The organism is Neobacillus sp. OS1-2, from assembly GCF_030915505.1.
In the GTDB taxonomy this organism is placed as follows: Bacteria; Bacillota; Bacilli; order Bacillales; family Cytobacillaceae; genus Neobacillus.
The window spans coordinates 840,343-867,105 of record NZ_CP133265.1 but is presented as its reverse complement, the minus strand read 5'-3'; the positions used below and the strand labels follow the sequence as shown (position 1 = coordinate 867,105).

Genomic DNA, 26,763 nt, shown 5'->3' with positions numbered 1-26,763 from the left:
TTCAAAACGATTCATTTTTATTATCGCGGGGTGGAGCAGTCTGGTAGCTCGTCGGGCTCATAACCCGAAGGTCGCAGGTTCAAATCCTGTCCCCGCAATTTGGTCTGGTAGTTCAGTTGGTTAGAATGCCTGCCTGTCACGCAGGAGGTCGCGGGTTCGAGTCCCGTCCAGACCGCCATCTAGAGTGGCTCAGTAGCTCAGTCGGTAGAGCAAAGGACTGAAAATCCTTGTGTCGGCGGTTCGATTCCGTCCTGAGCCACCATTTTACTTTTTACAATTTCATTATGGCGATTGTGGCGAAGTGGTTAACGCACCTGATTGTGGTTCAGGCATTCGTGGGTTCGATTCCCATCAGTCGCCCCATTTTTATGCGGGTGTAGTTTAGTGGTAAAACCTCAGCCTTCCAAGCTGATGTTGTGAGTTCGATTCTCATCACCCGCTCCATTATATGGGCCTATAGCTCAGCTGGTTAGAGCGCACGCCTGATAAGCGTGAGGTCGATGGTTCGAGTCCATTTAGGCCCATTCATTTTTTATTCCGCAGTAGCTCAGTGGTAGAGCTATCGGCTGTTAACCGATCGGTCGTAGGTTCGAGTCCTACCTGCGGAGCCAACTATGGGGAAGTACTCAAGAGGCTGAAGAGGCGCCCCTGCTAAGGGTGTAGGTCGGGTGACCGGCGCGAGGGTTCAAATCCCTCCTTCTCCGCCATACACATATTCATACACGGCCCCTTGGTCAAGCGGTTAAGACACCGCCCTTTCACGGCGGTAACACGGGTTCGAATCCCGTAGGGGTCATCGGAAAAACTGATAACAAACTGTTATCAGTTTTTTTGTATTTCATTTTTTGCACCAGGTATGTGATAAATCATGTCAAAGGAAAAAACCTCCAATTTACTAAAAAACATTATTTCAACATAATAACCTCACGGAAATGATTTTCGCTAAAATCATTGATACCGCTTACATTCACTCCTTTTTACCCACATTTTATCCCGTTAAATTGTTAATGAATAAATAACTTTTTTTAAAAAAATTTCAGAAAAACTTAATAGATTCCTGTCGGTTGTTGTTGAATATTTGGACGTATCCTGTCGAAGTTTGTTGGAATAGAGTTCTTTATAGAAGCTAACCTCATATGTTGTCAGAAAAGATAAAAAAGTATTTCGAGGAATATGAAGCAATACCGCTTATAATTGGTTTTTGAAATACATATTTTCATTGAGGATGAGGAGAGCCATGACAGTGAACACGTTTTTTCCAACGGATTATCAGCTGCATTTATTTCACGAAGGCAGCTACTTTCAAAGTCATCAGCTTTTTGGCGCTCATATCTTAAGGGATTCCAATCAAGTATATACCCGATTTTGCGTGTGGGCCCCAAATGCCATTCATGTAAGGCTACTGGGCGATTTTAATAACTGGAATGGTGAAGGATATGAACTACAAAAGGTTAATGATGAGGGAATATGGATTATTGTTGTCAATCAAGACTTTGGAGGAAAGATTTACAAGTATGAAATTATTTCACAAACAGGAGAGAGGCTGCTGAAGGCAGATCCGTTTGCCTTTTATTCCGAAGAAAGACCCGATACCGCCTCCATCGTTTATTCCTTAAACAAGTATAAATGGAATGATGGACATTGGATGAATCGCAGGGAAAAAAAGAACTTCTTATCAGATGCAGCCATTATTTATGAGGTACACCTAGGATCTTGGAAGAAGCATGACAATGAAGACTACCTAACCTATCAGGAGTTGGCTTCAGAACTAATTCCCTATGTAGTAGAGCATGGTTTTACCCATATTGAAATTTTACCTATTGTCGAGCACCCGCTCGATGCATCATGGGGTTATCAAGGAACTGGCTATTTTTCAGTCACATCCAGGTATGGTACGCCTGACGAATTCAGATACTTCGTGGATCAGTGCCATCAGCACGGAATTGGTGTCATTCTGGATTGGGTCCCAGGTCACTTTTGTAAGGATGCCCATGGTTTATATCGCTTCGATGGAACACACATTTATTCTTATAGTAACGCTCATGATAGGGAAAATGTCATATGGGGGACGGCCAATTTTGACTTAGGAAAAGGTGAAGTGCAAAGCTTCCTTATCTCAAACGCCCTCTATTGGATCGACTATTTCCATATTGATGGCTTTCGAATGGATGCTGTTGCAAACATTATTTATTGGCCCAATTCAACTGGTGGAAAACGAGAAAATCCGATTGGAATTCAATTTTTAAAAAGGTTAAATAAAGAAATACATGAATTTGATCCCCATTTTCTAATGATTGGTGAGGATTCTACCGAGTTTCCAAATGTGACTGCACCAGTCCTTTATGGCGGTCTGGGCTTTGATTATAAATGGAATATGGGCTGGATGAATGACATGCTTAAATATATGGAAACACCCCCATATGCTCGCTCACAGGTTCATTCAAAGGTTACGTTTTCGCTTTTGTATGCCTTTTTAGAAAATTTTATGCTGCCGTTTTCTCATGATGAAGTAGTCCATGGGAAAAAGTCACTTTTAGATAAGATGCCGGGGGATTATTGGGAGAAATTTGCCCAGCTAAGACTGTTATTAGGTTATATGTTTGCCCACCCGGGGAAGAAACTCCTATTTATGGGCTTTGAATTTGGTCAGTTTGCTGAATGGAAAGACAGAGAACAACTGGATTGGAACTTAATGGAGTATGACATGCACCGTAACTTAAACACATATGTAAAAGTATTAATGAAACTTTATAAACGCTCGAAAGCATTGTATGAATTAGATCATTTGCAGGATGGATTTGAATGGATTGATGCTAATAATAGTCATCAATCGATTTTCTCCTTTATTCGAAAAGGAAAAAAGGCAGAGGATTTTTTACTCGTTATTTGTAATTTTACGGGAGTACATTACCCGGTTTATAAAATCGGTGTCCCTAAAGAAGGCGAGTATCGGGAAATTTTGAATAGCGACCTACAAGAATACGGTGGGACCGGATTAACGAATAAGAAGACAATTTTGGCCAGCGAAAAGCCGTTTCATGGCCAGCCATTCTCATTAGAGATAACGATTCCCCCGTTTGGTTTTCAAATTATCAGACCAGTTAAAAAACGAAAGGAGCGAAAAGGAAATGGGAAAGAAAAAGTGCGTAGCCATGTTGTTAGCAGGAGGGAAAGGAAGCAGACTTAATTCGCTGACAAGAGATTTGGCAAAACCAGCCGTTCCATTTGGCGGGAAATACCGAATCATTGATTTTACCTTAAGTAACTGCGTTAATTCTGGTATTGATACAGTAGGGGTGTTAACGCAGTACCAACCGCTTCTATTAAATTCGTATATTGGAATTGGCAGTGCCTGGGATCTTGATCGTAAGGATGGCGGGGTAACCGTTCTACCACCTTATAGTGAGTCTTCGGAAGTAAAGTGGTATACCGGAACAGCAAGCGCCATTTATCAAAACCTGAATTATTTGAAACAATATAATCCGGAATATGTATTAATCCTATCTGGAGACCATATTTACAAAATGAATTACGAAAGCATGCTCGAATATCATATTGAAAAAAGAGCGGATGTGACGATTTCCTTAATAGAGGTTCCCTGGGTTGAAGCCAGCCGTTTTGGGATCATGAATACAACCGACGATATGAGAATAACAGAGTTTGAAGAAAAGCCTAGCAATCCCAAAAATAATCTTGCATCCATGGGCATTTATATCTTTAACTGGAATATATTGAAGGAATATTTAGAAATGGATGAACGCAATCCAGATTCAAGCCATGACTTTGGGAAAGATGTATTACCACTGCTATTAGAGGAAAATAAGAAATTGTTCGCCTATCCGTTTCAGGGGTATTGGAAGGATGTCGGTACAGTCCAAAGCCTGTGGGAGGCAAACATGGATCTTTTAGGTGAAGAATGCGAGTTAGACTTATTTGACCATGATTGGAGAATTTATTCGGTCAATCCGAATCAACCGCCACAATATATTTCTTCGGATGCAATTGTTAGAGAGTCACTGATTAATGAAGGTTGTACCATCGAAGGGGAAATTGAAAAGTCTGTTTTGTTTCAGGGTGTAGCGGTTGGTAAGGGCAGCACGATAAAAGAATCGGTCATTATGCCTGACGCAAAGATTGGAAATAACTGCTTGATAGAAAAGGCGATTGTCCCATGTGATGTTACTGTACCAGACGGGACAGTCATTCGTTCCCTTGATGACGAAATTATTCTTGTTACCGAAGAAGTGTTAAAAGGACTATATCCTGCCTATTAAATCTCATACATTTGTTAAATAGAAAAACTGGAGGGGAATTTGGAGTGAAAAGAAAGCTATTAGGCGTTATTGATGCCACAACTTATCATGATGATTTAGAAGATCTTTTAACACATCGCTCACTTGCCGCATTACCTTTTGCGGGTCGGTACCGGATTATTGACTTTGTACTTTCAAATATGGTGAATTCAGGGATTCGCAGTGTGGCGATTTTTCCAAAAATGCAATATCGCTCGCTCATGGACCATTTAGGTTCAGGAAAGAATTGGGATTTAAACCGAAAGCGTGACGGTCTGTTCTTTTTCCCATCCCCGATAGTGGATAACGACGGCAATAAAATTGGCTCGTTTGAACATTTCGCAGCCAATATGGACTATTTTCATCGCAGTACACAAGAGTATGCAATTATTGCGAACTGTAACACGATTTTGAATATGGATCTTCGACCAATATTTGATTGGCATAGACAGGCAAAATGTGATATTACTGAAATCCATCACCAGGATGGAAGTTCAATGGAAATGTATATGATCAAAACTTCCTTACTTATCAAATTGATTGAAGGAAGACATGAAACAGGATATACCTGTATAAAGGATGTTGTAACGGCTATTCATAACGAATATGCTATTTGTCACTATGAATATGACGGCTATGCCGTAATGATAGATTCGATTGAAACCTACTTCTCTACAAGTATGAAACTGCTGCAGTCCGATGTGTGGAGGAAACTATTTTTAAAAGAGCAGCCGATTTTGACGAAAGTAAAGGATGAACCGCCCACTAAATATGTAACAGATTCCGTGGTTAAAAATGCAATGATTGCGAATGGCTGCTTCATCAGCGGGACGGTGGAGAATAGTATCATCTCTCGTGGGGTTAAAATTGGGAAGGGTGCGGTTATTAAGAACTGTATTATCATGCAAAAGTGCCAAATCGAGGAGAATTGTTATTTAGACTCCGTTATTTTGGATAAAGATGTAAAGATTGAAGCAGGAACACGGTTAACCGGAACTGCCCATTCACCATATGTTATTCGTAAAGGTTTAAAACAAGGAGCGTTGATGAACTCGTGAAAGTATTATTTGCCGTTTCGGAGTGTGGACCATTTGCTAAATCGGGAGGGCTTGCTGATGTTGCAGGCTCTCTCCCAAAAGAATTAAAGAGCCAAGGAACAGACGTTAGAGTGATGGTCCCCAAATATGGAACCATTGCTGAAGAATATAAGCAAAAAATGAAAAAGGTCAAGGAATTTACCGTACCTGTTGGCTGGAGAAATCAATATTGTGGAGTTGATGAGCTTACTTATCAAGGGGTTACCTATTATTTCATTGATAATGAATACTATTTTAAACGGGATAATCTTTATGGATATTTTGATGATGGCGAAAGATTTGCCTATTTTAATCGGGCAGTACTCGAGTCCTTAGCACAACTGGATTTTATTCCAGATGTTCTTCATTGCCATGATTGGCATACCGCGATGATTCCATTTCTCCTTAGAACGGAATATTTCAAGCGAAAAGGATATGGGCAAATCCGGACAGTGTTCACCATTCATAATCTGCAATTTCAAGGGATTTTTCCAAAAGAGGTACTGGGCGATTTGCTAGGTATGGATAACCATTCATTCCACACTGGCCAATTAGAGTTCTTCGGGAATATCAATTTTATGAAGGGGGCGCTTGTGGCAGCTGATAAAATAACGACCGTGAGCCCTACGTATAAAAAGGAAATTCAAACACCTGTATATGGAGAAAAGCTTGACGGTCTTTTGCGGGAAAGAGATGAGGATCTGACCGGAATATTAAATGGAATTGATGAGGAATTTTACAATCCGGCAATTGACCCGCTCATTGATCAGACTTATAAAGCAGAAACGGTTCAAAAGAAGGCAATTAACAAAAAAGAGATTCAAAAAAGATTTGGCTTGGCGCAAAGTACCGGGACACCATTACTTGTGATGATTTCAAGGCTAACAAGGCAAAAGGGTTTAGAACTGGTTAAGTGTGTCCTTCGTGAAATTTTGCAAGAGGATGTACAGGTAATCATTCTCGGAACAGGTGATTATGAATATGAGGAACATTTAAGGCAGGCGGCTCGAATCTATCCTGAAAAGTTAAAGGTTCATACCGGTTTTAATGAGGAACTTGCCCATAAACTTTATGCCGCTGCAGACTTATTTTTAATGCCATCGCTATTTGAACCGTGCGGTCTTGGTCAACTGATTGCGATGAAATACGGTGCCATCCCAATCGTTCGTGAAACGGGAGGCTTAAATGATACCGTTAAGGCATGGAATGAATTTACCGGTGAAGGAAACGGCTTCTCCTTCAGTAACTTTAATGCCCACGATATGCTTTTTACCATTCAAAGAGCGGTCAGCTTTTATTATGATAAAAAGAGTTGGGAATCGATTGTCAGGCAGGCAATGAAAAAGGACTATAGCTGGGCCCAATCGGCATTTAGTTATAACCAGCTCTATGCTGCGCTTGTGTCAAGGAGTGAAACGCATGTTTTCTAGTACAATAGAGTTTAAGAACACCTTTCTTAAAAGACTCGAGATGCAGTGCGGAAAGAGTTTTTCAGAGAGCTCATCAAGGGATCAATATCAAACCCTGGGCAGTATGATTCGTGAGTTTGTTAGTAATGACTGGATTGCAACGAATGAACGATATCTTGCTTCAGAGGGAAAGCAGGTCTATTATTTATCAATTGAGTATTTATTAGGAAAGTTATTAAGGCAAAATTTAATAAACTTAGGTGTAGAGGAAACTGTGCAAGTTGGACTTCAGGAGTTAGGAATTGACTTGGATGCACTCGAGGAATTAGAAGCGGATGCAGGCCTAGGAAACGGCGGTTTAGGAAGATTAGCCGCCTGTTTTCTAGACTCACTTGCCTCCTTAAATCTACCGGGTCATGGCCACGGGATTCGTTATAAACACGGCTTGTTTGAACAAAAAATTGTCGATGGCTATCAAGTGGAATTGCCGGAGCAATGGTTACGAAGCGGTAATGTCTGGGAAATTCGAAAGGCGGATCGTGCAGTGAAAATCCCGTTTTGGGGTAAGGTGGAGGCCAAGATGGAAAATAATCGCCTCGTTTTTCATCATCAGAATGCTGAAACTGTAACGGCCGTCCCACATGATATGCCTGTTATCGGGTTTCAATCGAATAACGTCAATACGCTAAGGCTTTGGAATGCGGAGCCTTCACCCTTTCCGATTCATAAGGATATTTTAAAATACAAGCGTGAGACTGAGTCGATTTCTGAGTTTTTATACCCTGATGATACCCATGATGAGGGGAAAATTTTACGGTTAAAGCAGCAATACTTTTTAGTATCGGCGAGCATCCAATCGATTGTAAGAACCTACAGGAAGCAGCACGCCAGCTTGGAGCAGCTCCATAAACATATTTGTATCCATATAAACGACACCCACCCTGTCCTGGCTATTCCAGAGTTAATGAGAATCTTGATTGATGAGGAAGGCTATGATTGGGACAAGGCATGGCATGTAACGAAACATACCATTTCCTATACCAATCATACGACATTATCGGAAGCGTTAGAAAAATGGCCAATACATATTTTTCAGCCGTTATTGCCAAGAATCTTTATGATTGTCGAAGAAATCAATGAGCGTTTTTGCCAGGAGCTTTGGGAACAGACACCTGGCGATTGGCAGAGAATAGGTGAACTAGCCATTATAGCGGATAACTATGTGAAAATGGCCCATTTGGCGATTGTCGGCAGCTTTAGTGTAAATGGTGTGGCCAAGTTGCATACGGAAATATTGAAGAAACGAGAGATGAAACCGTTTTATGAATTGTTTCCAGAGAAATTTAACAATAAAACCAATGGAATAGCTTATCGGCGCTGGCTGTTAAAAGCCAATCCAAATTTATCAGCACTTATCACTGATTCAATAGGGCCTTCTTGGACTTATTCGGCCGAGGAACTTTCCCAGTTACTTAGGTATCAAAATGATTCTGCCTTTTTAGAGCAGCTGTTAAAAATTAAAAATGAAAATAAACAGAGGCTTGCGGATATTATTTTGGATAAAACAGGAGTAGGTGTTGATACTGGAGCTATTTTTGACGTTCAGGTAAAACGGCTTCATGCCTATAAGCGGCAGCTGTTAAATGTATTACACATTATGCATTTATATAACCGGATGAAAGAGGATTCAAACTTTTCAACCGCACCGAGGGTGTTTATTTTTGGAGCTAAGGCATCACCTGGTTATTATTATGCGAAAAAGATTATCAAATTAATTAACACGGTTGCCGAGAAAGTAAATAATGACCGACAAATCGGGGATAAGATGAAGGTAATCTTTCTAGAGAATTATCGCGTTTCCCTAGCTGAAAAAATCTTTCCTGCCTCGGATGTAAGTGAACAAATCTCTACAGCAAGCAAAGAGGCATCAGGTACCGGAAATATGAAATTTATGATTAATGGTGCCTTAACTGTAGGGACATTGGATGGTGCCAATATTGAGATTCGTGAGTTAGTTGGCGATGAAAATATCTTTACGTTTGGATTAACGGCAGATGAAGTGCTTCATTATTATCAGTATGGCGGCTACCAATCGCGCGAGTATTATCATCATGATTATCGAATCAAACAGGCTGTCGATCAGCTTGTAAATGGATTTTTCCCGGGGGTTCAAAATGAATTTGAGCCGATAGTTGATTCGTTAGTAGAGGAAAATGATCAATATTTTGTTTTAAAGGATTTTGCCGCCTATACCGACATTCAACGTACAATTAGTGAAACGTTTATGGATAAGGCAAAGTGGCAAAAAATGAGCTTGGCAAATATTGCACAGGCCGGCTATTTCTCGAGTGACCGAACGATAAAGGAATATGCTGATGAAATATGGAGGATTAAACCACTGTATTAAAAAAGGCTTCTGCCGTTACGGCAGAAGTCTCTTGCTTAAAAAGATATGAAAATATAAATTTTCGACTTTGAGAAATGTCCAGCTCCAGGGCGCTTGCGCTTTTCTTATGAAAAATAGTGACCGATAAAAATACCGACTGCAAGTAGAAATCCAAAAATGGTGTTCGTTTGAGCCGTCGCAATCATTGCTGGTGCCATTTTGATTGGAATAGTATTTGCGATGAAACCTTTGGTTGCTTTAATCGCCTTTGGAGCACTCAGAATAACGATTGCTGTCCAAAATGGAACATTTCCGCTAATGATAAGCCCCAAAACCCATAGATAGGAAAAGGTGAACATCCCGGCTAATAAATAAATAGCTCTCTTTTTTCCTAAAAGAATGGCAACAGTTTTACGGCCATTTTCCTTATCACCATCAAGGTCGCGGATATTATTGGATAACATAATCATCCCAACTAATATCATACTTGGAACGGAGACAAGGATGCTTGTGCTCGTGACTGTTCCCGTTTGAATAAAGAAGGAGATTAAAATAATCAACATCCCCATAAAAAATCCGGAAAAAAGTTCACCAAACGGTGTATAGGCAATCGGGAACGGGCCTCCGGTATAAAAATACCCGACAGCCATACATACAAGGCCAACAACGGCTAGCCACCAGCTGCTATTCGCACAAATATAGACTCCTAATAACAGGGCAATTCCATAAAATCCAAAAGCAAGGTTGATGACCGTTTTTGGTTTTATACCATCGCGGACAATCGTTCCGCCAATCCCAACTGAGTGTTCAGTATCAAGACCGCGTTTGTAATCAAAGTATTCGTTAAACATATTGGTCGCAGCTTGAATCAACATGCTGGCAATCAACATCGCAGCAAAAAGACCAAGATGAAAACGTTCGTGTTTTAGTGCCAATGCCGTACCAAGTAAGACCGGTACAAACGAGGCGGTTAAGGTATGTGGACGGGTCATTTGCCACCAAACCTGAAAGCCTCGGTTTGATGAAACGGCAGGTTTCGAATGATGCTGTACATTTGGCTGCATATTCTTCTCTCCCCTTTTATAAAATTTTTCTCTATCTATTATAAATGTCAAAGTCTAATCCATTAGGTTTGTTGCCCAACCATTAGTTTATGTAATTGCCCTAGTAGTGTCAATGGGTTTTTGCTTTCATAACCGGAAGATTATCCCTTCCTGATTATTATTATGTGGTTAGTGAGAAAATGAAAAGAGGGAAAAAGTTGTTTTCAACCTAATTGTAACAATTTTGATATATAATAAGGAATGAAACGGTATTGTAGTGACAACAATTATTGACTTCTTTACAATGGGAGTAGTAATTTAAAAGTATTAAAATGAATGGATAACAGTCATTTCGGCTGTTTTGGAGGGATTTGTTTGGTTACCATTCAAGAAACAGAAATGAAAGAAAGAGGTCTTTTGGCAGTAAATCGTGCGAAGGAACTTGGCCGGCCTATTTTAATAAGTGAAGTCCATCCTATCGATACGATTAACCCTTTGTCTTTTTTTAACATAGGAAAAGACCGCTATTGTGGGGAACGTTTTTTCTGGAAAGACCCAACAAACGAGATTGTGCTAATTGGGCTTGGAATTTCAAAACAAATTCAGTCGGATCAGGCTACTGACCGCTTTTTTCATGTTGAAAGAGAGTGGAAGAGTTTTTTAGAGGATAGCATCATTTTTAACCCATATTCAAAATTGGCTGTTGGACCTCTCATGTTCGGTGGATTTTCCTTTGATCCCTATAAAGAAAAAACGGATCTGTGGTCCAAATTTGCTGATTCATTGTTCCATATTCCCAAATATTTATTGAGTTTGATTGATGGTGAGACCTATTTAACCACTAATATCGTTATTACACCAAATGATGATTCGTCGCTCTTTAGTAAGATTGTGGATGAGAGGAATCAGCTGCTTCTTTCGTTGAAACAGAATCATGGAGTGAAGCCTGCAGTTTTAGTAGAAACGAATGAAATTTCGCCTGAGGAATGGAAACAGACTGTTGATGGAGTTGTGACAGAGTTAACAAACGGTCCATTAAAAAAAGTCGTCCTTGCCCGTGAGCTTCGTCTTTTCTTTACCGATAAGGTAGAGGCAGAAGCGGTGTTAGAAAATTTATATACTCAACAGCCTGCAAGCTATATCTTTGCGTTCGAATCAAATGGAGATTGTTTTATTGGGGCAACGCCAGAGCGGCTAGTGAAAAAGCGTGGTTCTGAAGTCTATTCCACCTGCTTAGCTGGCTCGATCTCACGCGGGGCTTCAGAAGAAGAAGATCAGATTTTAGGCCAAACATTGCTAAATGATCAGAAAAACCTGATTGAGCATGGGTTTGTGGTAGAAATGATTAAAGAAGCTTTAGAGGAATCGTGCGAAGAAATTATTCTACCGGACAAACCGCAATTGTTAAAAAATCGGGATATCCAGCATCTCTATACACCGGTAATCGGGAAGTGCAGCAAAGAAACATCACTACTCTTATTGGTTGAAAGACTTCATCCAACGCCTGCCCTGGGAGGCTTGCCGAAGAAAGCAGCAGTTGAAAAAATTAGACAGGTGGAAGAACTTGACCGCGGCTTCTACGGTGCGCCTCTCGGCTGGGTCGACTATAAACAAAATGGTGAATTTGCTGTCTCTATTCGCTGTGGATTATTACAGGGTGACGAGGTATCGTTGTTTGCCGGCTGTGGTGTTGTAGCCGATTCAGATTCGGAAAGTGAATATTTGGAAACCAGCTTGAAGTTTACACCAATGCTTCGAGCTCTTGGGGGAAAATAACATGGATCATCAGGAAGCATTAACGGCTTATATTGCCGCATTTATTTCAGAACTTGTTTCAACAGGGGTAACGGATGTTGTTGTCAGTCCTGGTTCACGCTCTACTCCGATGGCAATGGTGATGGCAGAGCATCCTGAATTAAACGTTCATATTCATGTAGATGAACGCTCAGCCGCTTTTTTTGCTTTAGGAATTGCCAAGGCATCAAATAAACCCGTTGCGATGCTCTGTACTTCAGGTACAGCAGCCGCTAACTATTTTCCTGCGATTATTGAGGCAAGGTATTCACGGGTGCCCTTAATTGTGCTAACTGCTGACAGGCCGCACGAGCTAAGAGAAGTAGGGGCACCGCAGGCAATTGATCAAATTCATTTATATGGTCATCATGTAAAATGGTTTGCTGAAATGGCTCTACCGGAGAAAAACGATGAAATCATCCGCTATGCCCGGACTGTATGCGCCCGAGCTGCAGCCATCGCGGCTGCTTCTCCAGCAGGGCCCGTCCATTTGAATTTTCCGTTCCGCGAACCGCTTATTCCGAAATTGGATGATTCACTTTTTCAGATCTCAGAACGGCCAAATGGATATGTTAAAGTTCAAAATGGTGAATTCACGATTAATGATGAACAAATTAACATGATTGCTGAAACATTAAAGGGGAAGGAAAGAGGAATTATTGTCTGTGGCAACATCGCTGACCAGCAATTTGCTAAAGCTGTAACGGAGCTTTCCGAGGTATTACACTATCCTATTTTAGCAGACCCGTTATCGCAATTGCGAAGTGGTACCCACAGCACTGCCCAAATTATTGAATCCTATGATACGTTTTTAAGGAATGAAGAGGCAAAAGGTTTCTTAAAGCCTGATGTGGTTATACGGTTTGGGGCGATGCCGGTTTCTAAGGCATTAACGATTTTTCTAAAAGAAAATCACCAGGCTGATCAATTTGTTGTGGATGGCGGCGGCGGCTGGCGTGATCCGGCTGCATTATCAACGAACATGATTTTTTGTAATGAAACGTTGTTTTGCGAAAAACTGTTGGCCCGTGTCGGCAGCGGGACGCCAGGAGATTATCTTGAGGATTGGAAACAGGTTAATGCGCTCACAAAGGAAAATATGACGCTCCTTCGTGACATAACGGATTTAAGTGAAGGCAGGTTATTTTATCAAATAGCAGAAATGCTACCTGAAGGGGCGACCCTATTTGTTGGCAATAGCATGCCAATCCGTGACTTAGATAGCTTTTTCTTAAATAATCGTAAATCAATTAAGATAATGGCAAACAGAGGTGCTAATGGCATTGATGGGACCGTTTCTACGGCATTAGGTGCAGCATTATACTCAAAGTCCTTATATTTGGTTCTTGGGGATTTAACCTTTTTCCATGATTTAAATGGACTGATCGCGGCAAAACTTTATGATATCGATATTCATATTATTCTTGTAAACAATAATGGCGGCGGTATTTTTTCCTTCTTACCGCAATCGGAACATCCGAAAAACTTTGAGCTTTTATTTGGAACACCTCTTACAATCGAATTCGAGCACGCTGTCAGGATGTTTAACGGAGAATTTGTGAAAATAAAGAATTGGCGGCATTTGGAATTGGAAATGAAAAAGAGTAAGGGTCAATCCGGAATTCACGTGTACGAAGTTGCGACAAAAAGAGATGAAAATCTCCAGGAGCATCGTGGATTTTGGGCATCTGTTTCCCAGGAAATATCAAGTTTCGTCAAAGGTAAGCAGTAATGGACATTACTGTCGATAGAATTCGCTATCATGTGGAGGTTCGTGGTAATGGAACCCCAGCGCTTGTCGTATTGCATGGATTTACGGGAGATGCCTCTACATGGATGCCGTTTTTTGAGTCCTGGGGCCAGCATTCTTTGGTAATTGCTCCGGACATTATTGGGCACGGTAAGACGGAGTCACCTAATGAGATAAATCGTTATCAAATAGAAGTAGTTGCTAGTGACTTGAATCGGATTCTTGATGAATTAGCTGTGGAGCAAATAGATTTACTAGGCTATTCAATGGGGGCAGACTTGCCCTTACTTTTGCACTGCTATTTCCAAATAGAGTTCGGAGGTTAATCCTAGAAAGCGCCTCTCCAGGGCTGGAAACAGAGGATGAGAGGGAACTCCGTCGTATGAAAGATACGGAACTTGCAAAATTTATTGTTAATGAGGGGATTACATCGTTTGTTGATTATTGGGGGGATATTCCCCTGTTTTCATCAATGAAACGACTCCCCGCAGAGGTTATTAAATCTATCAGGTCTCAGCGGTTACATAATTCTGTTTTAGGTCTGGCAAATAGTTTACTTGGAATGGGGACAGGCGCACAGCCTTCCTGGTGGGGTTCCCCTATAAAACAGCTTGAATGTGAGGTTTTGCTGCTAACCGGTGCGGAGGATAAAAAGTTTTGTGGGATTGCAGAGAGAATGCTGAAGTCTCTTAAAAAGGGTTCTTGGGTTGCCGTTGAAAATTGTGGACATGCAATTCATGTGGAAGAATCACAAAAGTTTGGTACAATAGTAAGTGACTTTTTGTCAAAAAAGCGATAAAGGAGGATTTTATTTTGACAGTAGAATGGGTTCCAGGACGCAAGTATGAAGAAATTTTATATGAGACTTATAACGGAATAGCAAAAATCACCATTAACCGACCACATGTACATAATGCCTTTACACCGAAAACGGTATCGGAAATGTTCGATGCTTTTGCACATGCACGTGATGATTCCAGCATTGGTGTAATTGTGTTGACAGGTGCAGGGGAAAAAGCATTCTGTTCCGGCGGAGATCAAAGTGTTCGCGGACATGGAGGCTATGTTGGGGAGGATCAAATTCCTCGCTTAAACGTGCTTGATTTACAGCGTTTAATCCGAGTAATTCCTAAGCCAGTGATAGCAATGGTAAAAGGATATGCCATCGGTGGCGGACATGTACTTCACGTTGTCTGTGATTTAACAATTGCGGCAGATAATGCTGTGTTTGGCCAAACAGGTCCTAAGGTTGGAAGTTTTGATGCCGGTTATGGTTCAGGTTACCTAGCAAGAATTATCGGTCATAAGAAAGCCCGTGAAATCTGGTATTTATGCCGTCAGTATAATGCGCAAGAAGCGCTTGATATGGGCTTAGTTAACACGGTTGTTCCTTTGGAGCAAGTTGAAGATGAGACCATTAAATGGTGTGAAGAAATGCTTGAGAAAAGTCCAACAGCTCTTCGTTTCATAAAAGCTGCCATGAATGCCGATACGGATGGTTTAGCAGGACTTCAGCAATTTGCTGGTGATGCAACATTGCTTTACTATACAACTGATGAGGCAAAAGAAGGCCGCGACGCTTTTAAAGAAAAGCGCAAGCCTGATTTCGGCCAATTCCCGCGTTTCCCTTGATCATGTAAAAGCAGCTTGATGGACTCCATCAGGCTGTTTTTTATAAATGGGAGAGGAGTGGTTCTCCGTGACCGAAACGGAGAACAGAATCGAAAAAGGTTAAGTAGAACCGTTTTCCTCCCCGCTAATAAAAGTTTAGAATCAAACAAAGAGTTTTTTTAAGAGGGTGTTAAAAATGTCAAAGGAAATCATGCCCAATTTTATAAAGAATAGAGCTTTTCTTACTCCTGACCGAACAGCCATATATTTTCAGGAGAAATCCTTAACATTTAACGAGCTTTACCATTGTTCTCTGGATACTGCCGGGAAACTTCAGACTCAAGGTGTTCAAAAAGGTCAATTGGTTGGAGTACTATTAAAAAATCATCTTGATACAGTGATAATCTTATTTGCACTTCAGATAATAGGCGCCAAAGCAGTTATATTAAACAATAGATTAACTACATCAGAATTAGTTTGGCAACTCAATGATTCCAAAGCAGCATTCCTAATTTTAGAAGAAGCTTTTGCCACGAAAGAACTTGAAGAAAAGGCAGCATTGAAGGCGATAACGAAAGAAGACCTATTTCAACTAAAGCCAGTGGAACCAGTAATCCAAAATGAAGTCAATTTATCTGACATCTGTACGATTATGTACACTTCGGGAACGACTGGAAACCCGAAAGGTGTCATACAGACATACGGAAACCATTGGTGGAGTTCAGTCGGTTCTGCATTAAACTTGGGAAAAATGGAGATGGATTGCTGGCTTTGTTCTGTTCCACTGTTCCATATTAGCGGCTTCTCTATCCTTATGCGCAGTGTCATCTATGGCATGCCGATAGTCCTGCATGAACATTTTGACGTAGAAAAAACGATTAGGGATATTCAGGTAAAAAAGGTTACCATTATGTCAGTGGTCGGGACAATGTTAACTGGAATTGTCGATGCATTGGGGGACAGAAGGCTTCCCAATCAATTCCGCTGCATGCTGTTAGGTGGGGGCCCTGCTCCATTACCATTACTAGAGGCTTGTGTGGAAAAAGATATTCCTGTCTTTCAGTCGTATGGCATGACAGAATCCTCCTCGCAAATTGTGACACTTTCACCAGAATACAGCCTGACAAAGCTTGGCTCAGCCGGAAAACCATTGTTCCCGTCTCAACTTATCATTGTCAAGGATAATGGGATTCCTGCCGAAGCGGGGGAAGCTGGTGAAATTACCGTAAAGGGACCAAACGTTACACCAGGATATTTATATTGTCCAAAAGCTATGGAAGAAAGATTTCGTGATGGCTGGTTTTATACAGGAGATATTGGCTATTTAGATGGTGAAGGATTTTTATATGTCATCGACCGCCGTTCTGATTTGATTATTTCGGGCGGAGAAAACATATACCCAGCTGAAATCGAAGCAGTTTTATTGGCCCATCCGGCAGTTGTAGAAGCTGGTGTCACAGGCGTCGATGATGCGAAATGGGGACAGGTACCTGTTGCTTTCATCGTAAAAAACAACTTTGTTTCCACGGATGAGCTTCAGCAATTTTGCCAAAAGCAACTTGCTAGATACAAGGTGCCAAAAGTTTTCTATTTTACTGAAAAGCTCCCAAGAAACGCGGCTAAAAAACTACTGAGAAGAACATTGCGCGAGTGGGTGACAAACGATGAAAATAGCCTCGATTGAGCTCTTTGTGATTCAAATGCCATTAAGGTCTCCGTTTCTGACGCATTTAGGTGCGGTGAATGACCGTGAAGGAATTATCGTAAAGGTTACCAGCAAAGATGGTCTGACAGGGTATGGGGAAGGAGTTGCTTTTTCTACGCCGTGGTATACCGAAGAAACGGTTGCAACCAGTTTACATATGTTAACGGATATGTTGATTCCATTACTGCAAAAACATCCAATCCAACACCCTAAGGAGGCCTCCCATCTTTTTAGCAGAATCAGAAGAAACAATATGGCTAAAGCAGCCTTAGAAACAGCCCTGTGGGATTTATATGCGAAGTCTAAATTAGAGCCGCTCTCAAAAGTAATCTGCGGCACACGCCCCCTTATTGCTTCTGGTGTGGTGGTGGCAACGGACTCGACCGTAAAAGCATTACAGCAAATTGAGCAATACCTTGACCAAGGTTATCAGCGGATTAAAGTAAAAATAAATCCCAAACAGGATTACGCTTTTCTTTCAGAAATCCGTCACCACTACCCAGACCTGTCCATCATGGCAGATGCCAATTCCTCCTATTCGCTACAGGATATCGATCGCTTAAAAGCATTAGACGATTTTAACTTAATGATGATTGAGCAGCCCCTGGCACACGATGATATTATCGAACATGCTCAGTTGCAAAAAGAAATTCGGACACCTATTTGTTTGGATGAAAGCATTGTCACCTTTGACGATGCACGTAAAGCGATAGAATTTGGGAGCTGTAAGGTAATCAATATTAAAGTGGGCCGCGTTGGTGGACTTTATGAAGCGAAGCGAATTCATGATTATTGTTTTGAAAGAGGAATTCCGGTTTGGTGCGGTGGAATGATTGAGTTCGGAATTTCCCGTGCCCATAATATTGCACTAGCTTCCCTCCCTGGCTTTTCCATTCCAGGGGATATATCCGCATCAAGCCGGTTTTGGGACGAGGATATTATCACACCTGAAGTTACTGTGGAAAATGGGTTTATTACAGTACCGGAGAGCCCGGGTATCGGGTATGAAATAAATGAAAACAGGCTTCTGGAAGTCTTATTAGCAAAAAAATTGTTTTCTTTTCCACAGTAAAAAACCAGGCAAAGTAGTTTGCCTGGTAATAATTTCACGATAATGTACTTGCTTCAAAGGTTTGACAATCGGTTTCTTTACTATTGCCTGCTGTATCACCCGTATGACTGACAACGTAAATGCGGTCGGCACTGCATTTATTTCCATTTGCCCAAAACGTGCAGTTATTTACTTCACACAAAACATCCTTAGCCATTCGTATCACTCCTTAAAGTATGTCGGTAATACAATAATAGCATGTGAAATTAAAGAAAACGGTATCCCCCAAAGTAGCAGGAAAATGGGTCGGAAATTGGAAATGAACCCATTAATTATTTAACGCTGTTTTTAATGACTCCAGATTTTTCTTCATTAATGAAAAGTAGGTTTCTTTATTTTTGATATTGTCTTTTGATAAGACAGATAAATTGTGGATCGGCAATGCCCGTGCACCGATTTCTTTTTGGACGACTTTGCCTAGCTTTGACTTAACATTCTCTTCAAACAAAATATAGTGTAAGCCGTCATGGTCGGCAAGCGAGATTATTTTTTCAAGTTCCTTTTGTGTCGGTTCATTTGTTGTTGAAAGCCCTGAAATACTGATTTGATCAATATGATAACGAGTTTCCCAATAGCCGAAGGCAGCGTGGGTGACAATCATCTTTTTATGCTTAGAAGTTGAAATGGTTTGCTCGAATTCGTTATTTAATTCATCTAATTCTTCTGCTAGCTTATGATAATTTTCATTGAAGAAATCTTTGTTTTGCGGCAGCTTTTTTTCTAAGGCATCTCGAATGACCGCAGCCATTTCTTTTGAATAAACGGGATCAAGCCATACGTGTGGGTTGGTATCACCGTGGTCATGGGTATCTTCCACATCAGAATGAGTCTCTTTCGGCAATTGCAGTTGGTCGGCTGTGGGTACTAATGTCACATCTTCATTTTTTAATGTACCCTTTGCCTTTTCAACAAACCCTTCAAGTCCGAGCCCTATGTAGAAAAATAAGTCTGAATCAGCTAAATTCATCATATCCTTTTGCGATGGTTCAAATGTGTGTTCATCAGCACCTGGAGGATAGATGGTTTTTACATCTACATATTTTCCGCCAATTCGTTCTGTAAAATATTGAAGCGGGAATACGGTGGTATAAACAGTTAATTGATCTTTCTTTTTTGTCGGCTCTTTATCATTCGAACAAGCGGATAGAATAAGACCCAATGGTAACAGAACAGAAAGAATAAGGATGATTTTTTTCATAAGAACTCCTTAAAATAATATTAAATCGGATTTATTACGATTTATATTCGAAAAATTTTTAATTAACAGAAAAGAAATAAGTGCATAATACGGAACGATTCCGATTTCCATATGTATCTTACAAAAAAAAAGCCTAATTGCAAGTATAATATTTGTTTCAGCCATGGCATATTATGTATGCTTAAATAGAAAGGTGGGATTAGTATGACAATATTGAATGATATGTTGGACCACAACCAGAAATTTGTAGATAATCACGAATATAAGAAATACGAAACAACGAAATACCCGAATAAGAAAATGGTCATTCTTACATGCATGGATACACGATTATTAGAATTATTACCGAAAGCCTTAAACTTGGGAAACGGGGATGCTAAGCTTATTAAGGATGCCGGTGCACTTGTTTCACATCCTTTTGGAAGTGTGATGAGAAGTATTCTGGTTGCGGTATATCAATTGCAGGCACAGGAAGTTTTGGTCATTGGCCACCATGATTGCGGCATGAGCGGTATGAAGCCAGAACCAGTAATTGAGAGTATGAAAGCGCGGGGGATTACTGATGAAACGTTTGCCAATCTCTCCTATTCCGGCATCGACATTAAACAGTGGCTTCAAGGATTTGAAAATGTGACTGAGAGTGTCGCACATAGTGTAGATATGATTAAAAATCACCCACTATTGCCTTCGGGTGTTCCTGTTCATGGATTGGTTATCGATCCGAAGACTGGAAAACTTGACTTAGTTGTAGATGGATATCAAGATTAATCCTTCTTTTTTTCCGGAACAGGGTCAAAACCGCCGGGATGAAAGGGATGACACTTTAAAATCCGTTTTATGGCGAGCCAGCCGCCTTTTACAGCACCAAAGCGTTGGACCGCTTCAAAGCCATAATGCGAACATGTGGGATAAAATCGGCAGGTGGGTGGTTTTAAGGGTGAAATGGCCACTTGATAAAAACGAATAATCGCTAGAAAGATCTTTTTCAACATCATCATCGCTCCTTACATATCAACATAACATAAATTTAATTTTTCGTCTAAATTGTTAAATATAACTAAATGGATGAAAAAAGTCGGGATTTATTGTATGATGGTAGATAGATAAGAAGAGGAGTGATAGTGATGCCTTCAGTTGAAAGTTTTGATTTAGATCATAATGCCGTTAAGGCTCCATATGTAAGACACTGCGGTGTACACAAGGTAGGGAGTGACGGTATTGTTAATAAATATGATATTCGTTTTTGCCAGCCTAATAAGCAGGCGATGAAGCCTGATGTAATTCATACGCTTGAACATTTGTTAGCCTTCAATATTCGCAAGCATTCGGAAAAATATGACCACTTTGACATTATTGATATTTCGCCAATGGGCTGCCAAACTGGCTACTATTTAGTTGTTAGCGGCGAACCAACCGTAGCGGAAATAATTGATCTTCTTGAAGATACCATGAGGGATGCGGTTGAGATAGTCGAGATCCCTGCTGCGAATGAAAGACAATGCGGTCAGGCAAAGCTCCATGATTTAGAAGGGGCTAAGCGATTAATGCGATTCTGGCTTGAGCAAAGTAAAGAGGATTTAAAGCAAGTTTTTGCATAGGAAAGCGGAAGCCTCTTGGTTCTGTAACTAGACAGTTAGCAAAGTCCAATGTTTTGTTTTATGTACTAAAAAAAATCCTATTCATCTCGAATAGGATTTTTTTTAGCCATTCTTTTGGTTTTGGTCAGATTTCTGTTGTTCGTTGTCCTGAGTTAAATATGGATTACCTTCTAAAGGATCCACGCTATGTTTATAATCGTATGCTTTCGATGTGGTAATGACTGCGAGAAGGAGAACGATAATAACAATAATAATACCTACTACCATGACAACATACATATTCATTTTCCCCCCTTTATTCCATTGTATCATGGAAATTGAAAAATTGGCGCAAAAAAGGAAGCCTTAACAGCTTCCGGGTAGATAAAGTTTCTCGGTTATGTCTTTGGAAATTGTCTAGCTTCAGGCGTCATCGGCTAGTGTACTTCGCTCTTCTCCCTACGATAAGTCAACATCGGGCAGCGAAGCTCACCGTGTTTCCTTTATCTCAGTCGAAGCGCTCCAGTCCATACGCCGATAAACGGGCGCCTTCCGCCTTTCTTAGTATGTAAAATCAATGAATATTTCTAGGATAGTAAGTATGTGTTCGATGCTGTCCGTACTCTTCTTGAGCAAATTTACCTTTCAGGCTTTCAATAAGGTACAGTCCCATTAAATCGTATAATTCTTGTTTATCCATTTCTTGAATTAATGCAAGAAGGTCCTCATGTGACATTTCTTCTAAAAAAGCAAATGTCAGCATGTCAATATCCTCTTCATCCCCTGTTAACTTGTTTCTGTACATCTGATATAATTCATCGACTATTTTCATTACAACACCTCCATATTAAATATATTGTTCCCTTATTGAATACCCATAAAAGGATAAAATCATCCCTCTTAAATTGACTGAAAAATCTGTTTCTTTGATTGTATGTTTATTATAGCGTATTCATTTCTAAAATATGAGTCGAAATTTGAAAAAGAATAAATTTTTTCTATTTGTACATTACTAAAGAGTAAAAGGGGATGATGCAATGGATGGACACAAGAAATCCTATTATATTGATGTTGGAACCGGTCATATAACAAGTAATGCCACAAGTTCAACATGGAGCTATAAAATCGAAGCTACTGATGAAGAGATTACTCAGTTACGCGAGCTGTTTGACCAAAACTATTCAACTGAATGGAAAAATTTCTTTCGTGCTCATGTTCCGTTTTTGGAATATCATCACGATAAAGATAATGATGCTTATGATAGTACAATTCAACAAGTGTATGGTTTGCTCCATAAGCTTGGTGATGATGAGGCAAAAAGTCATATTGAGAGCATGAATATCTTACCGAAATAACAATAATCAGGGAAATCCGGTTCTTTAGGATTTTCCTTTTTTTATTATAATTATACCATTAAAGAAAAACAGAGGCGGTTTTTTTATGAAACAATTTGTGGATCGAAACGAAAATAAAGTTGAATTAGCTTTTTCTCAAGGTGCCTTCAACCAGGAAGCCAAACATGTATTAATCATTTGCCAATATAAGGATGACTGGTTTTTAACGAATCATAAACAACGCGGTCTTGAATTTCCTGGTGGTAAAGTAGAACTCGGGGAAACGCTAGAGGAGGCAGCAAGACGCGAGACACTAGAGGAAACAGGTGCAATTCTTGGCAGTCTGCAATTTATTGCTGAGTATAAGGTTACTGACCCAAATGGTCCTTTCGTAAAGACAGTTTTTTGGGGGCGGGTGGAAAGTGTAATGAAAACGAACTCTTACTTTGAAACAAATGGCCCTGTTATAATCAAGGGGGACATTTTGCAGCAGCGTTTTCGGGATGATTTTAGCTTCATCATGCAGGATGAAGTGATTGAGGAATGTATAAAGCAAATACTCAAAAAGGAATAGCCGTCAACACTATTCCTTAATGAGTTTTTTCTCTAAAAGTTCCACGAGCTGGTACATAATCGTTGCAATCACAGCAATGACTAAAAGCGATAAGAAAACAAGGGTAAAATTAAATACTTGGAAACCGTAAATAATCATGTACCCAAGACCGCGTGACGATACCAGAAATTCACCAACAATGACACCGACCCATGATAAGCCCACATTTACCTTCAAGGTCGAAATAATCGTTGGAAAACTTGCCGGGAGAATCGCCTCTTTAAAACATTGAAACCGTGTTGCACCAAACGTTCGCAGTACTTTTAAATAATTTGGATCCACCTCTTTAAATGAGGTATAAACGACAATTGTGGTAATGATGACTGAGATTATCGCACCCATGGCAATAATCGATGGGTAGCCTGGACTCAGTGCAACAATCAAAATTGGTCCTAGTGCCACCTTCGGCATGGCATTAAGGACAACAAGATAGGGATCCAGAATTTTTTGAACCAACGGAGACCACCAAAGGATGGCAGCTAAAATGGTACCAAGTAGTGTTCCCAGGATAAAACCAAAAATTGTTTCGGTTAGGGTTACACCTGTATGGGTTAAAAGTGACCCATCTTGAATTTTCGTTATCAATAGGTTCCATATTTTAGACGGAGAACTGAAAATCAGCGGGTCAATCCATTGCTTCCCACTTGCTAGCTCCCAACTGGAAAAAAAGACGACAAAGATGACAGCTTGATAAAAGCGAACCCACCTCCGTTCAATTTTTAACGAATGAATATAGTTTTTATGGAGGAGTTCAAGTTTTTTCCTTTCCTGGCTCAAGTGACTCCAACTCCTTCCATATGGTTTGAAAGATACTTGGATATAGTTCATGATTTCTTGCTTCAAAAGGGGTTACCTTTCTTAGCTCCTCAGGCATTTCAAAAATTTTATGGATCCTCCCGGGACTGGGCGACAGTAAATAGACCCGATCACTCATGGCAATAGCCTCACCGATATCATGTGTTACGAGAATCGCTGTTTTCCCAAATTCATCTAAGGTTTGCGACACTAAATCCTCTAATTTCAACTTTGTTTGATAATCGAGAGCGGAAAAGGGCTCATCAAGCATCAGCAGTTTTGGTTCTGTTGCTAATGTCCTTACAAGGGCAACGCGCTGTCTCATTCCGCCTGACAATTGCTTAGGCAGTTGTTTTTCCACACCGACAAGGCCGATCTGGTCTAGTAGATTAAATGCCGCGGTTTTGTTTTTTTCGTTTAGCTGCTTGGATAATTTCAGGCCCATTAGGATATTTTCCTCAATCGTTTTCCAGGGAAACAAATAATCCTGCTGCAGCATATAGCCAATTTCATTTTTGGCTGTAGAAACCGGCTTGTTTTCTAACAAAACAGTTCCCTGGGTTGGTTTTAGTAAACTTGAAATGATGGAAAGCAGGGTTGTCTTACCACAGCCACTTGGGCCGAGAAGGGAGACAAATTCCCCCTCCTCAACTGTAAGTGTAATATCGGAGAGGGCCGTGGTGGCAGAGGCTTTGGTGAAATAGGTATGATGGATATCTTGAACGTGTAAAAAGCTCATAATAACGGCCTCCCTTTCCTATTATTTTTTTATGACTTTCTCAGCTACTTGTGTATTTACAAGCGTTTTATGATCGACTTCTTTTGGAAGTTCACCCGCTTCCTTCATGATGTTTTGCAGATTGTTCCATTCCGCTTCATCCAATATCGGGTCAGTTGCAAATGAGCCTTGACTCTTATAGCGCTCGACAACAGTTGTCATGATGGCAAGGTCGGTATCAGGGAAGTACGGTTCAACCGCTTTGGCAATCTCTTCGGCACTATGGGATTCCACCCACTGTTGGGCCTTGTAAACGGCTCGCGTAAATTTTTCAATCGTTGCTTTGTTTTCTTTCATATAGCTTTCTTTTGACATGAAGGTGGTATATGGAACATGACCGGATTCTTTGCCGAAGGAAGCGACAATATGGCCTTTTCCTTCTTTTTCAAAAATGCTTGCAGTTGGTTCAAATAATTGAACAAATTCCCCCGTCCCGGAGGCAAAGGCATTGGCAATGTTCGCAAAGTCAATATTTTGGATTAAATTTAAATCCTGGTGTGGATCAATACCGTGCTTCTTTAAAACAAATTCACCGACCATTTGTGGCATACCGCCTTTACGCTGGCCTAAGAAGGTTTTCCCTTTTAGTAAATCCCATGAGAAATTGTCGATTTTATCTCTGGCAACTAGGAAAGTGCCGTCGGTCTGCGTTACCTGCGCAAAATTGATGACCGGGTCATTAGCGCCTTGGGCGTAAACATAAATCGATGTTTCCGATCCAACAAGGGCAACATCTGCACCACCCGAAATAAGGGCTGTCATGGTTTTATCGCCGCCAGGAGTGGTTGTCAGAGTAACATCCAACCCTTCAGCCTTGAAAAAACCTTTTGCCAGGGCAACATATTGTGGAGCATAGAAAATGGAACGGGTTACTTCTGCAATTCGAACCTTTTTCAATTTCTTTGTCTCCGGTTTGGAATCATTATTACAAGCGGCTAATGAAAACATGAGGATAGCAATGAGAAGAAAGGAGAAACTGAACTTTAATGATTTTTTCATAAAATAAACCTCCTTACATACCGTTAAGAATTCTGGGCTAATTGCCTAAGATATCGTATGAACAGTGGAAAAATGTGTGAATACCCATGACAAAAAATTTTAAAAGGAAGTATGGCAGATGTACATCGATAATGGAAAAATCCTAGAATATATACGCTTTCCATCACCAAATCCTAAGGTTGAGTTAACGGTTATTACCTATCTTTCAAATGGATTAAAGGTAAAAGGGATGCTTGCGGCCCCAAAAGGTGCTGAACCGCTGGATGGCTTTCTCTATTTGCGAGGCGGTATAAAAAATGTTGGAAAAGTACGTCCCGCCCGGATTGCCCAGTTTGCGGCAGAGGGCTTTATCGTCTTCGCTCCTTTTTATCGAGGAAATCAAGGCGGGGAGGGGAGTGAGGATTTTGGCGGTGAAGACAGGGAGGATGCATTTTCAGCTTATTTGCTGTTGAAATCTATATCGCGGGTTCGAACTATCCATATATTTGGCTTTTCACGTGGTGGTGTGATGGCATTAATGACTGGAATCTACTTTCCGGAAGCGGCATCCGTTGTTACCTGGGGTGGGGTGAGTGATATGATCTTGACCTATCAGGAGCGGGAAGATCTACGCAAAATGATGAAAAGGGTAATTGGCGGTACCCCCGCGAAATTTCCGGAACGATATCAAGAGCGCACACCCTTATACGATATAGAAAGACTAGCAGCACCAGTCCTGATCATTCATGGTGTAAAGGATCATAATGTATCCGTAGAGCATGCCTACCGTCTTGAAAGGAGACTTAGGTCACTGGGAAAACCAGTTGATTGTTGGTATTTTGATGAATTTACTCACTATTTCCCACCGGCAATAAATAGAAAAGTCGTGACGGATTTATCAAAGTGGATGAAAAACAGGTGCAATTGATGGTAATATATAGTTAATACAAGCAGAGGAGCGGATTTTTATGGGTATGCCCCTTGAGTTAAATACCATGATCGTGACAAAAGGCAGAGAGAAGCGAGTTGAGGAGAATCTTTTTGTACTCGTAAAAGAAGGTTATCGCCTCTATCCAATCGAGATTCCCATTGATGTAAAGAAAACGATGGACAGTGATTCAACCGGATCTGCTGTGATTAAAAAAGTGGTATGGGAGAATAGTAATACAACGCTAACCTATCAATTAGTATCATTAAATTCGACAAACTAAAGCAGGCAGGTGTTCATGCCTGCTTTTTCTTATGGAATCAAAAGTGTAATAAATGCTTGAATCGGCCGTCTAATTTTTAGATATAGAAAAAGAGATTTTAAG

Annotated in this window: 25 protein-coding genes, 9 tRNA genes and 1 pseudogene; 26 read left to right on the top strand and 9 right to left on the bottom strand. The window is 40.6% G+C overall.

The window, feature by feature from the left end; translation table 11 throughout:
* Positions 1-24: 24 nt before the first annotated feature.
* The 14 genes from RCG19_RS04475 (at position 25) to RCG19_RS04410 (ending at position 9,184) form a co-directional block, all read left to right on the top strand.
* Positions 25-98 (top strand) — tRNA-Met (locus tag RCG19_RS04475).
* A 3-nt stretch (positions 99-101) separates the two neighbouring features.
* A tRNA-Asp gene (locus RCG19_RS04470) sits at positions 102-178 on the top strand.
* Positions 179-186: 8 nt separating this feature from the next.
* Positions 187-262, top strand: a tRNA-Phe gene (locus RCG19_RS04465).
* Between the two features lie 25 nt (positions 263-287).
* A tRNA-His gene (locus RCG19_RS04460) sits at positions 288-363 on the top strand.
* Positions 364-370: 7 nt separating this feature from the next.
* Positions 371-444: transfer RNA gene (locus RCG19_RS04455), tRNA-Gly, on the top strand.
* Positions 445-450: 6 nt separating this feature from the next.
* Positions 451-524: transfer RNA gene (locus tag RCG19_RS04450), tRNA-Ile, on the top strand.
* Between the two features lie 12 nt (positions 525-536).
* Positions 537-611: transfer RNA gene (locus RCG19_RS04445), tRNA-Asn, on the top strand.
* A gap of 5 nt (positions 612-616) precedes the next feature.
* Positions 617-707 (top strand) — tRNA-Ser (locus tag RCG19_RS04440).
* 17 nt (positions 708-724) lie between these two features.
* Positions 725-796: transfer RNA gene (locus RCG19_RS04435), tRNA-Glu, on the top strand.
* 441 nt (positions 797-1,237) lie between these two features.
* Positions 1,238-3,187: a 1,4-alpha-glucan branching protein GlgB gene (gene glgB, locus RCG19_RS04430; protein WP_308109836.1), complete on the top strand. Its 1,950-nt coding sequence runs from the start codon at positions 1,238-1,240 to the stop codon at positions 3,185-3,187.
* Positions 3,129-4,274, top strand: a complete 1,146-nt coding sequence (locus RCG19_RS04425) for a glucose-1-phosphate adenylyltransferase (RefSeq protein WP_308109835.1) — start codon at positions 3,129-3,131, stop codon at positions 4,272-4,274. Before glgB ends, RCG19_RS04425 begins: the two co-directional genes overlap by 59 nt.
* 44 nt (positions 4,275-4,318) lie before the next feature.
* The gene (locus RCG19_RS04420) at positions 4,319-5,350 is read left to right on the top strand and encodes a GlgC family sugar phosphate nucleotidyltransferase (RefSeq protein WP_308109834.1); all 1,032 of its coding nucleotides are present in this window, start codon (positions 4,319-4,321) and stop codon (positions 5,348-5,350) included.
* Positions 5,347-6,798, top strand: coding sequence for a glycogen synthase GlgA (gene glgA / locus RCG19_RS04415; protein ID WP_308109833.1), 1,452 nt, complete (start codon positions 5,347-5,349; stop codon positions 6,796-6,798). The genes RCG19_RS04420 and glgA overlap by 4 nt, the downstream gene beginning before the upstream one ends.
* Entirely contained in the window at positions 6,788-9,184 is a 2,397-nt protein-coding gene (locus tag RCG19_RS04410) for a glycogen/starch/alpha-glucan phosphorylase (RefSeq protein ID WP_308109832.1), read from the top strand. The genes glgA and RCG19_RS04410 overlap by 11 nt, the downstream gene beginning before the upstream one ends.
* Positions 9,185-9,288: 104 nt before the next feature.
* Here the strand turns inward: RCG19_RS04410 and RCG19_RS04405 are convergent, their stop codons facing one another.
* The gene (locus RCG19_RS04405; RefSeq protein ID WP_308109831.1) at positions 9,289-10,227 is read right to left on the bottom strand and encodes a 1,4-dihydroxy-2-naphthoate polyprenyltransferase; all 939 of its coding nucleotides are present in this window, start codon (positions 10,225-10,227) and stop codon (positions 9,289-9,291) included.
* A 354-nt stretch (positions 10,228-10,581) separates the two neighbouring features.
* On the opposite strand from RCG19_RS04405, the gene RCG19_RS04400 reads away from it, so the two are divergent.
* The 6 genes and pseudogenes from RCG19_RS04400 to menC all read left to right on the top strand — a co-directional run bounded on the left by RCG19_RS04400 (position 10,582) and on the right by menC (position 18,138).
* The gene (locus tag RCG19_RS04400; protein WP_308109830.1) at positions 10,582-11,982 is read left to right on the top strand and encodes an isochorismate synthase; all 1,401 of its coding nucleotides are present in this window, start codon (positions 10,582-10,584) and stop codon (positions 11,980-11,982) included.
* A 1-nt stretch (position 11,983) separates the two neighbouring features.
* Positions 11,984-13,732, top strand: a complete 1,749-nt coding sequence (menD, locus tag RCG19_RS04395; protein ID WP_308109829.1) for a 2-succinyl-5-enolpyruvyl-6-hydroxy-3-cyclohexene-1-carboxylic-acid synthase — start codon at positions 11,984-11,986, stop codon at positions 13,730-13,732.
* Positions 13,732-14,549, top strand: a pseudogene (gene menH / locus RCG19_RS04385) (2-succinyl-6-hydroxy-2,4-cyclohexadiene-1-carboxylate synthase). The gene menD and the pseudogene menH overlap by 1 nt, the downstream one beginning before the upstream one ends.
* Before the next feature lie 14 nt (positions 14,550-14,563).
* A complete protein-coding gene (gene menB, locus RCG19_RS04380) occupies positions 14,564-15,382 on the top strand; it encodes a 1,4-dihydroxy-2-naphthoyl-CoA synthase (protein WP_166238927.1) in 819 nt (272 codons plus the stop codon).
* Between the two features lie 175 nt (positions 15,383-15,557).
* Complete coding sequence (locus RCG19_RS04375; protein WP_308109827.1) at positions 15,558-17,045, top strand: o-succinylbenzoate--CoA ligase; 1,488 nt, start codon at positions 15,558-15,560, stop codon at positions 17,043-17,045.
* Complete coding sequence (gene menC / locus RCG19_RS04370; RefSeq protein ID WP_308109826.1) at positions 17,026-18,138, top strand: o-succinylbenzoate synthase; 1,113 nt, start codon at positions 17,026-17,028, stop codon at positions 18,136-18,138. Before RCG19_RS04375 ends, menC begins: the two co-directional genes overlap by 20 nt.
* 34 nt (positions 18,139-18,172) lie before the next feature.
* On the opposite strand, the gene RCG19_RS04365 is transcribed toward menC, so the two are convergent.
* Positions 18,173-18,334, bottom strand: a complete 162-nt coding sequence (locus RCG19_RS04365) for a DUF1540 domain-containing protein (RefSeq protein ID WP_308109825.1) — start codon at positions 18,332-18,334, stop codon at positions 18,173-18,175.
* 111 nt (positions 18,335-18,445) lie between these two features.
* Complete coding sequence (locus tag RCG19_RS04360; RefSeq protein ID WP_308109824.1) at positions 18,446-19,375, bottom strand: metal ABC transporter solute-binding protein, Zn/Mn family; 930 nt, start codon at positions 19,373-19,375, stop codon at positions 18,446-18,448.
* A gap of 204 nt (positions 19,376-19,579) precedes the next feature.
* On the opposite strand from RCG19_RS04360, the gene RCG19_RS04355 reads away from it, so the two are divergent.
* On the top strand, positions 19,580-20,143 hold the full coding sequence (locus RCG19_RS04355; protein WP_308109823.1) for a beta-class carbonic anhydrase: 564 nt from the start codon (positions 19,580-19,582) through the stop codon (positions 20,141-20,143).
* Here RCG19_RS04355 and yidD read toward each other — a convergent pair.
* Positions 20,140-20,367, bottom strand: coding sequence for a membrane protein insertion efficiency factor YidD (yidD, locus tag RCG19_RS04350; protein WP_308109822.1), 228 nt, complete (start codon positions 20,365-20,367; stop codon positions 20,140-20,142). The genes RCG19_RS04355 and yidD overlap by 4 nt on opposite strands.
* Before the next feature lie 132 nt (positions 20,368-20,499).
* On the opposite strand from yidD, the gene RCG19_RS04345 reads away from it, so the two are divergent.
* Positions 20,500-20,973, top strand: coding sequence for an S-ribosylhomocysteine lyase (locus RCG19_RS04345; RefSeq protein ID WP_308109821.1), 474 nt, complete (start codon positions 20,500-20,502; stop codon positions 20,971-20,973).
* A 102-nt stretch (positions 20,974-21,075) separates the two neighbouring features.
* Here the strand turns inward: RCG19_RS04345 and ytzI are convergent, their stop codons facing one another.
* Both ytzI and RCG19_RS04335 read right to left on the bottom strand, forming a co-directional pair.
* Entirely contained in the window at positions 21,076-21,252 is a 177-nt protein-coding gene (gene ytzI, locus RCG19_RS04340) for a YtzI protein (RefSeq protein ID WP_166239293.1), read from the bottom strand.
* A gap of 274 nt (positions 21,253-21,526) precedes the next feature.
* Positions 21,527-21,784: a DUF6154 family protein gene (locus tag RCG19_RS04335; protein WP_166238943.1), complete on the bottom strand. Its 258-nt coding sequence runs from the start codon at positions 21,782-21,784 to the stop codon at positions 21,527-21,529.
* 205 nt (positions 21,785-21,989) lie between these two features.
* On the opposite strand from RCG19_RS04335, the gene RCG19_RS04330 reads away from it, so the two are divergent.
* Together RCG19_RS04330 and ytkD are read left to right on the top strand one after the other, a co-directional pair.
* The gene (locus tag RCG19_RS04330; RefSeq protein ID WP_308109820.1) at positions 21,990-22,307 is read left to right on the top strand and encodes a hydrolase; all 318 of its coding nucleotides are present in this window, start codon (positions 21,990-21,992) and stop codon (positions 22,305-22,307) included.
* 85 nt (positions 22,308-22,392) lie between these two features.
* Positions 22,393-22,860, top strand: a complete 468-nt coding sequence (ytkD, locus tag RCG19_RS04325) for an RNA deprotection pyrophosphohydrolase (RefSeq protein ID WP_308109819.1) — start codon at positions 22,393-22,395, stop codon at positions 22,858-22,860.
* Positions 22,861-22,869: 9 nt separating this feature from the next.
* On the opposite strand, the gene RCG19_RS04320 is transcribed toward ytkD, so the two are convergent.
* The 3 genes from RCG19_RS04320 to RCG19_RS04310 are packed head-to-tail and all read right to left on the bottom strand — an operon-like array spanning position 22,870 to position 25,471.
* The gene (locus RCG19_RS04320; protein ID WP_308109818.1) at positions 22,870-23,676 is read right to left on the bottom strand and encodes an ABC transporter permease; all 807 of its coding nucleotides are present in this window, start codon (positions 23,674-23,676) and stop codon (positions 22,870-22,872) included.
* On the bottom strand, positions 23,651-24,433 hold the full coding sequence (locus RCG19_RS04315) for an ABC transporter ATP-binding protein (RefSeq protein ID WP_308109817.1): 783 nt from the start codon (positions 24,431-24,433) through the stop codon (positions 23,651-23,653). Before RCG19_RS04315 ends, RCG19_RS04320 begins: the two co-directional genes overlap by 26 nt.
* Before the next feature lie 21 nt (positions 24,434-24,454).
* Positions 24,455-25,471 carry an ABC transporter substrate-binding protein gene (locus RCG19_RS04310; RefSeq protein ID WP_308109816.1) on the bottom strand — a complete coding sequence of 339 codons (1,017 nt, stop codon included), beginning with the start codon at positions 25,469-25,471 and terminating at the stop codon, positions 24,455-24,457.
* A 118-nt stretch (positions 25,472-25,589) separates the two neighbouring features.
* On the opposite strand from RCG19_RS04310, the gene RCG19_RS04305 reads away from it, so the two are divergent.
* The gene (locus RCG19_RS04305; RefSeq protein WP_308109815.1) at positions 25,590-26,378 is read left to right on the top strand and encodes an alpha/beta hydrolase family protein; all 789 of its coding nucleotides are present in this window, start codon (positions 25,590-25,592) and stop codon (positions 26,376-26,378) included.
* Positions 26,379-26,418: 40 nt separating this feature from the next.
* Positions 26,419-26,661, top strand: coding sequence for a DUF2584 domain-containing protein (locus RCG19_RS04300; protein WP_166238957.1), 243 nt, complete (start codon positions 26,419-26,421; stop codon positions 26,659-26,661).
* The last annotated feature ends 102 nt before the right edge of the window (positions 26,662-26,763 follow it).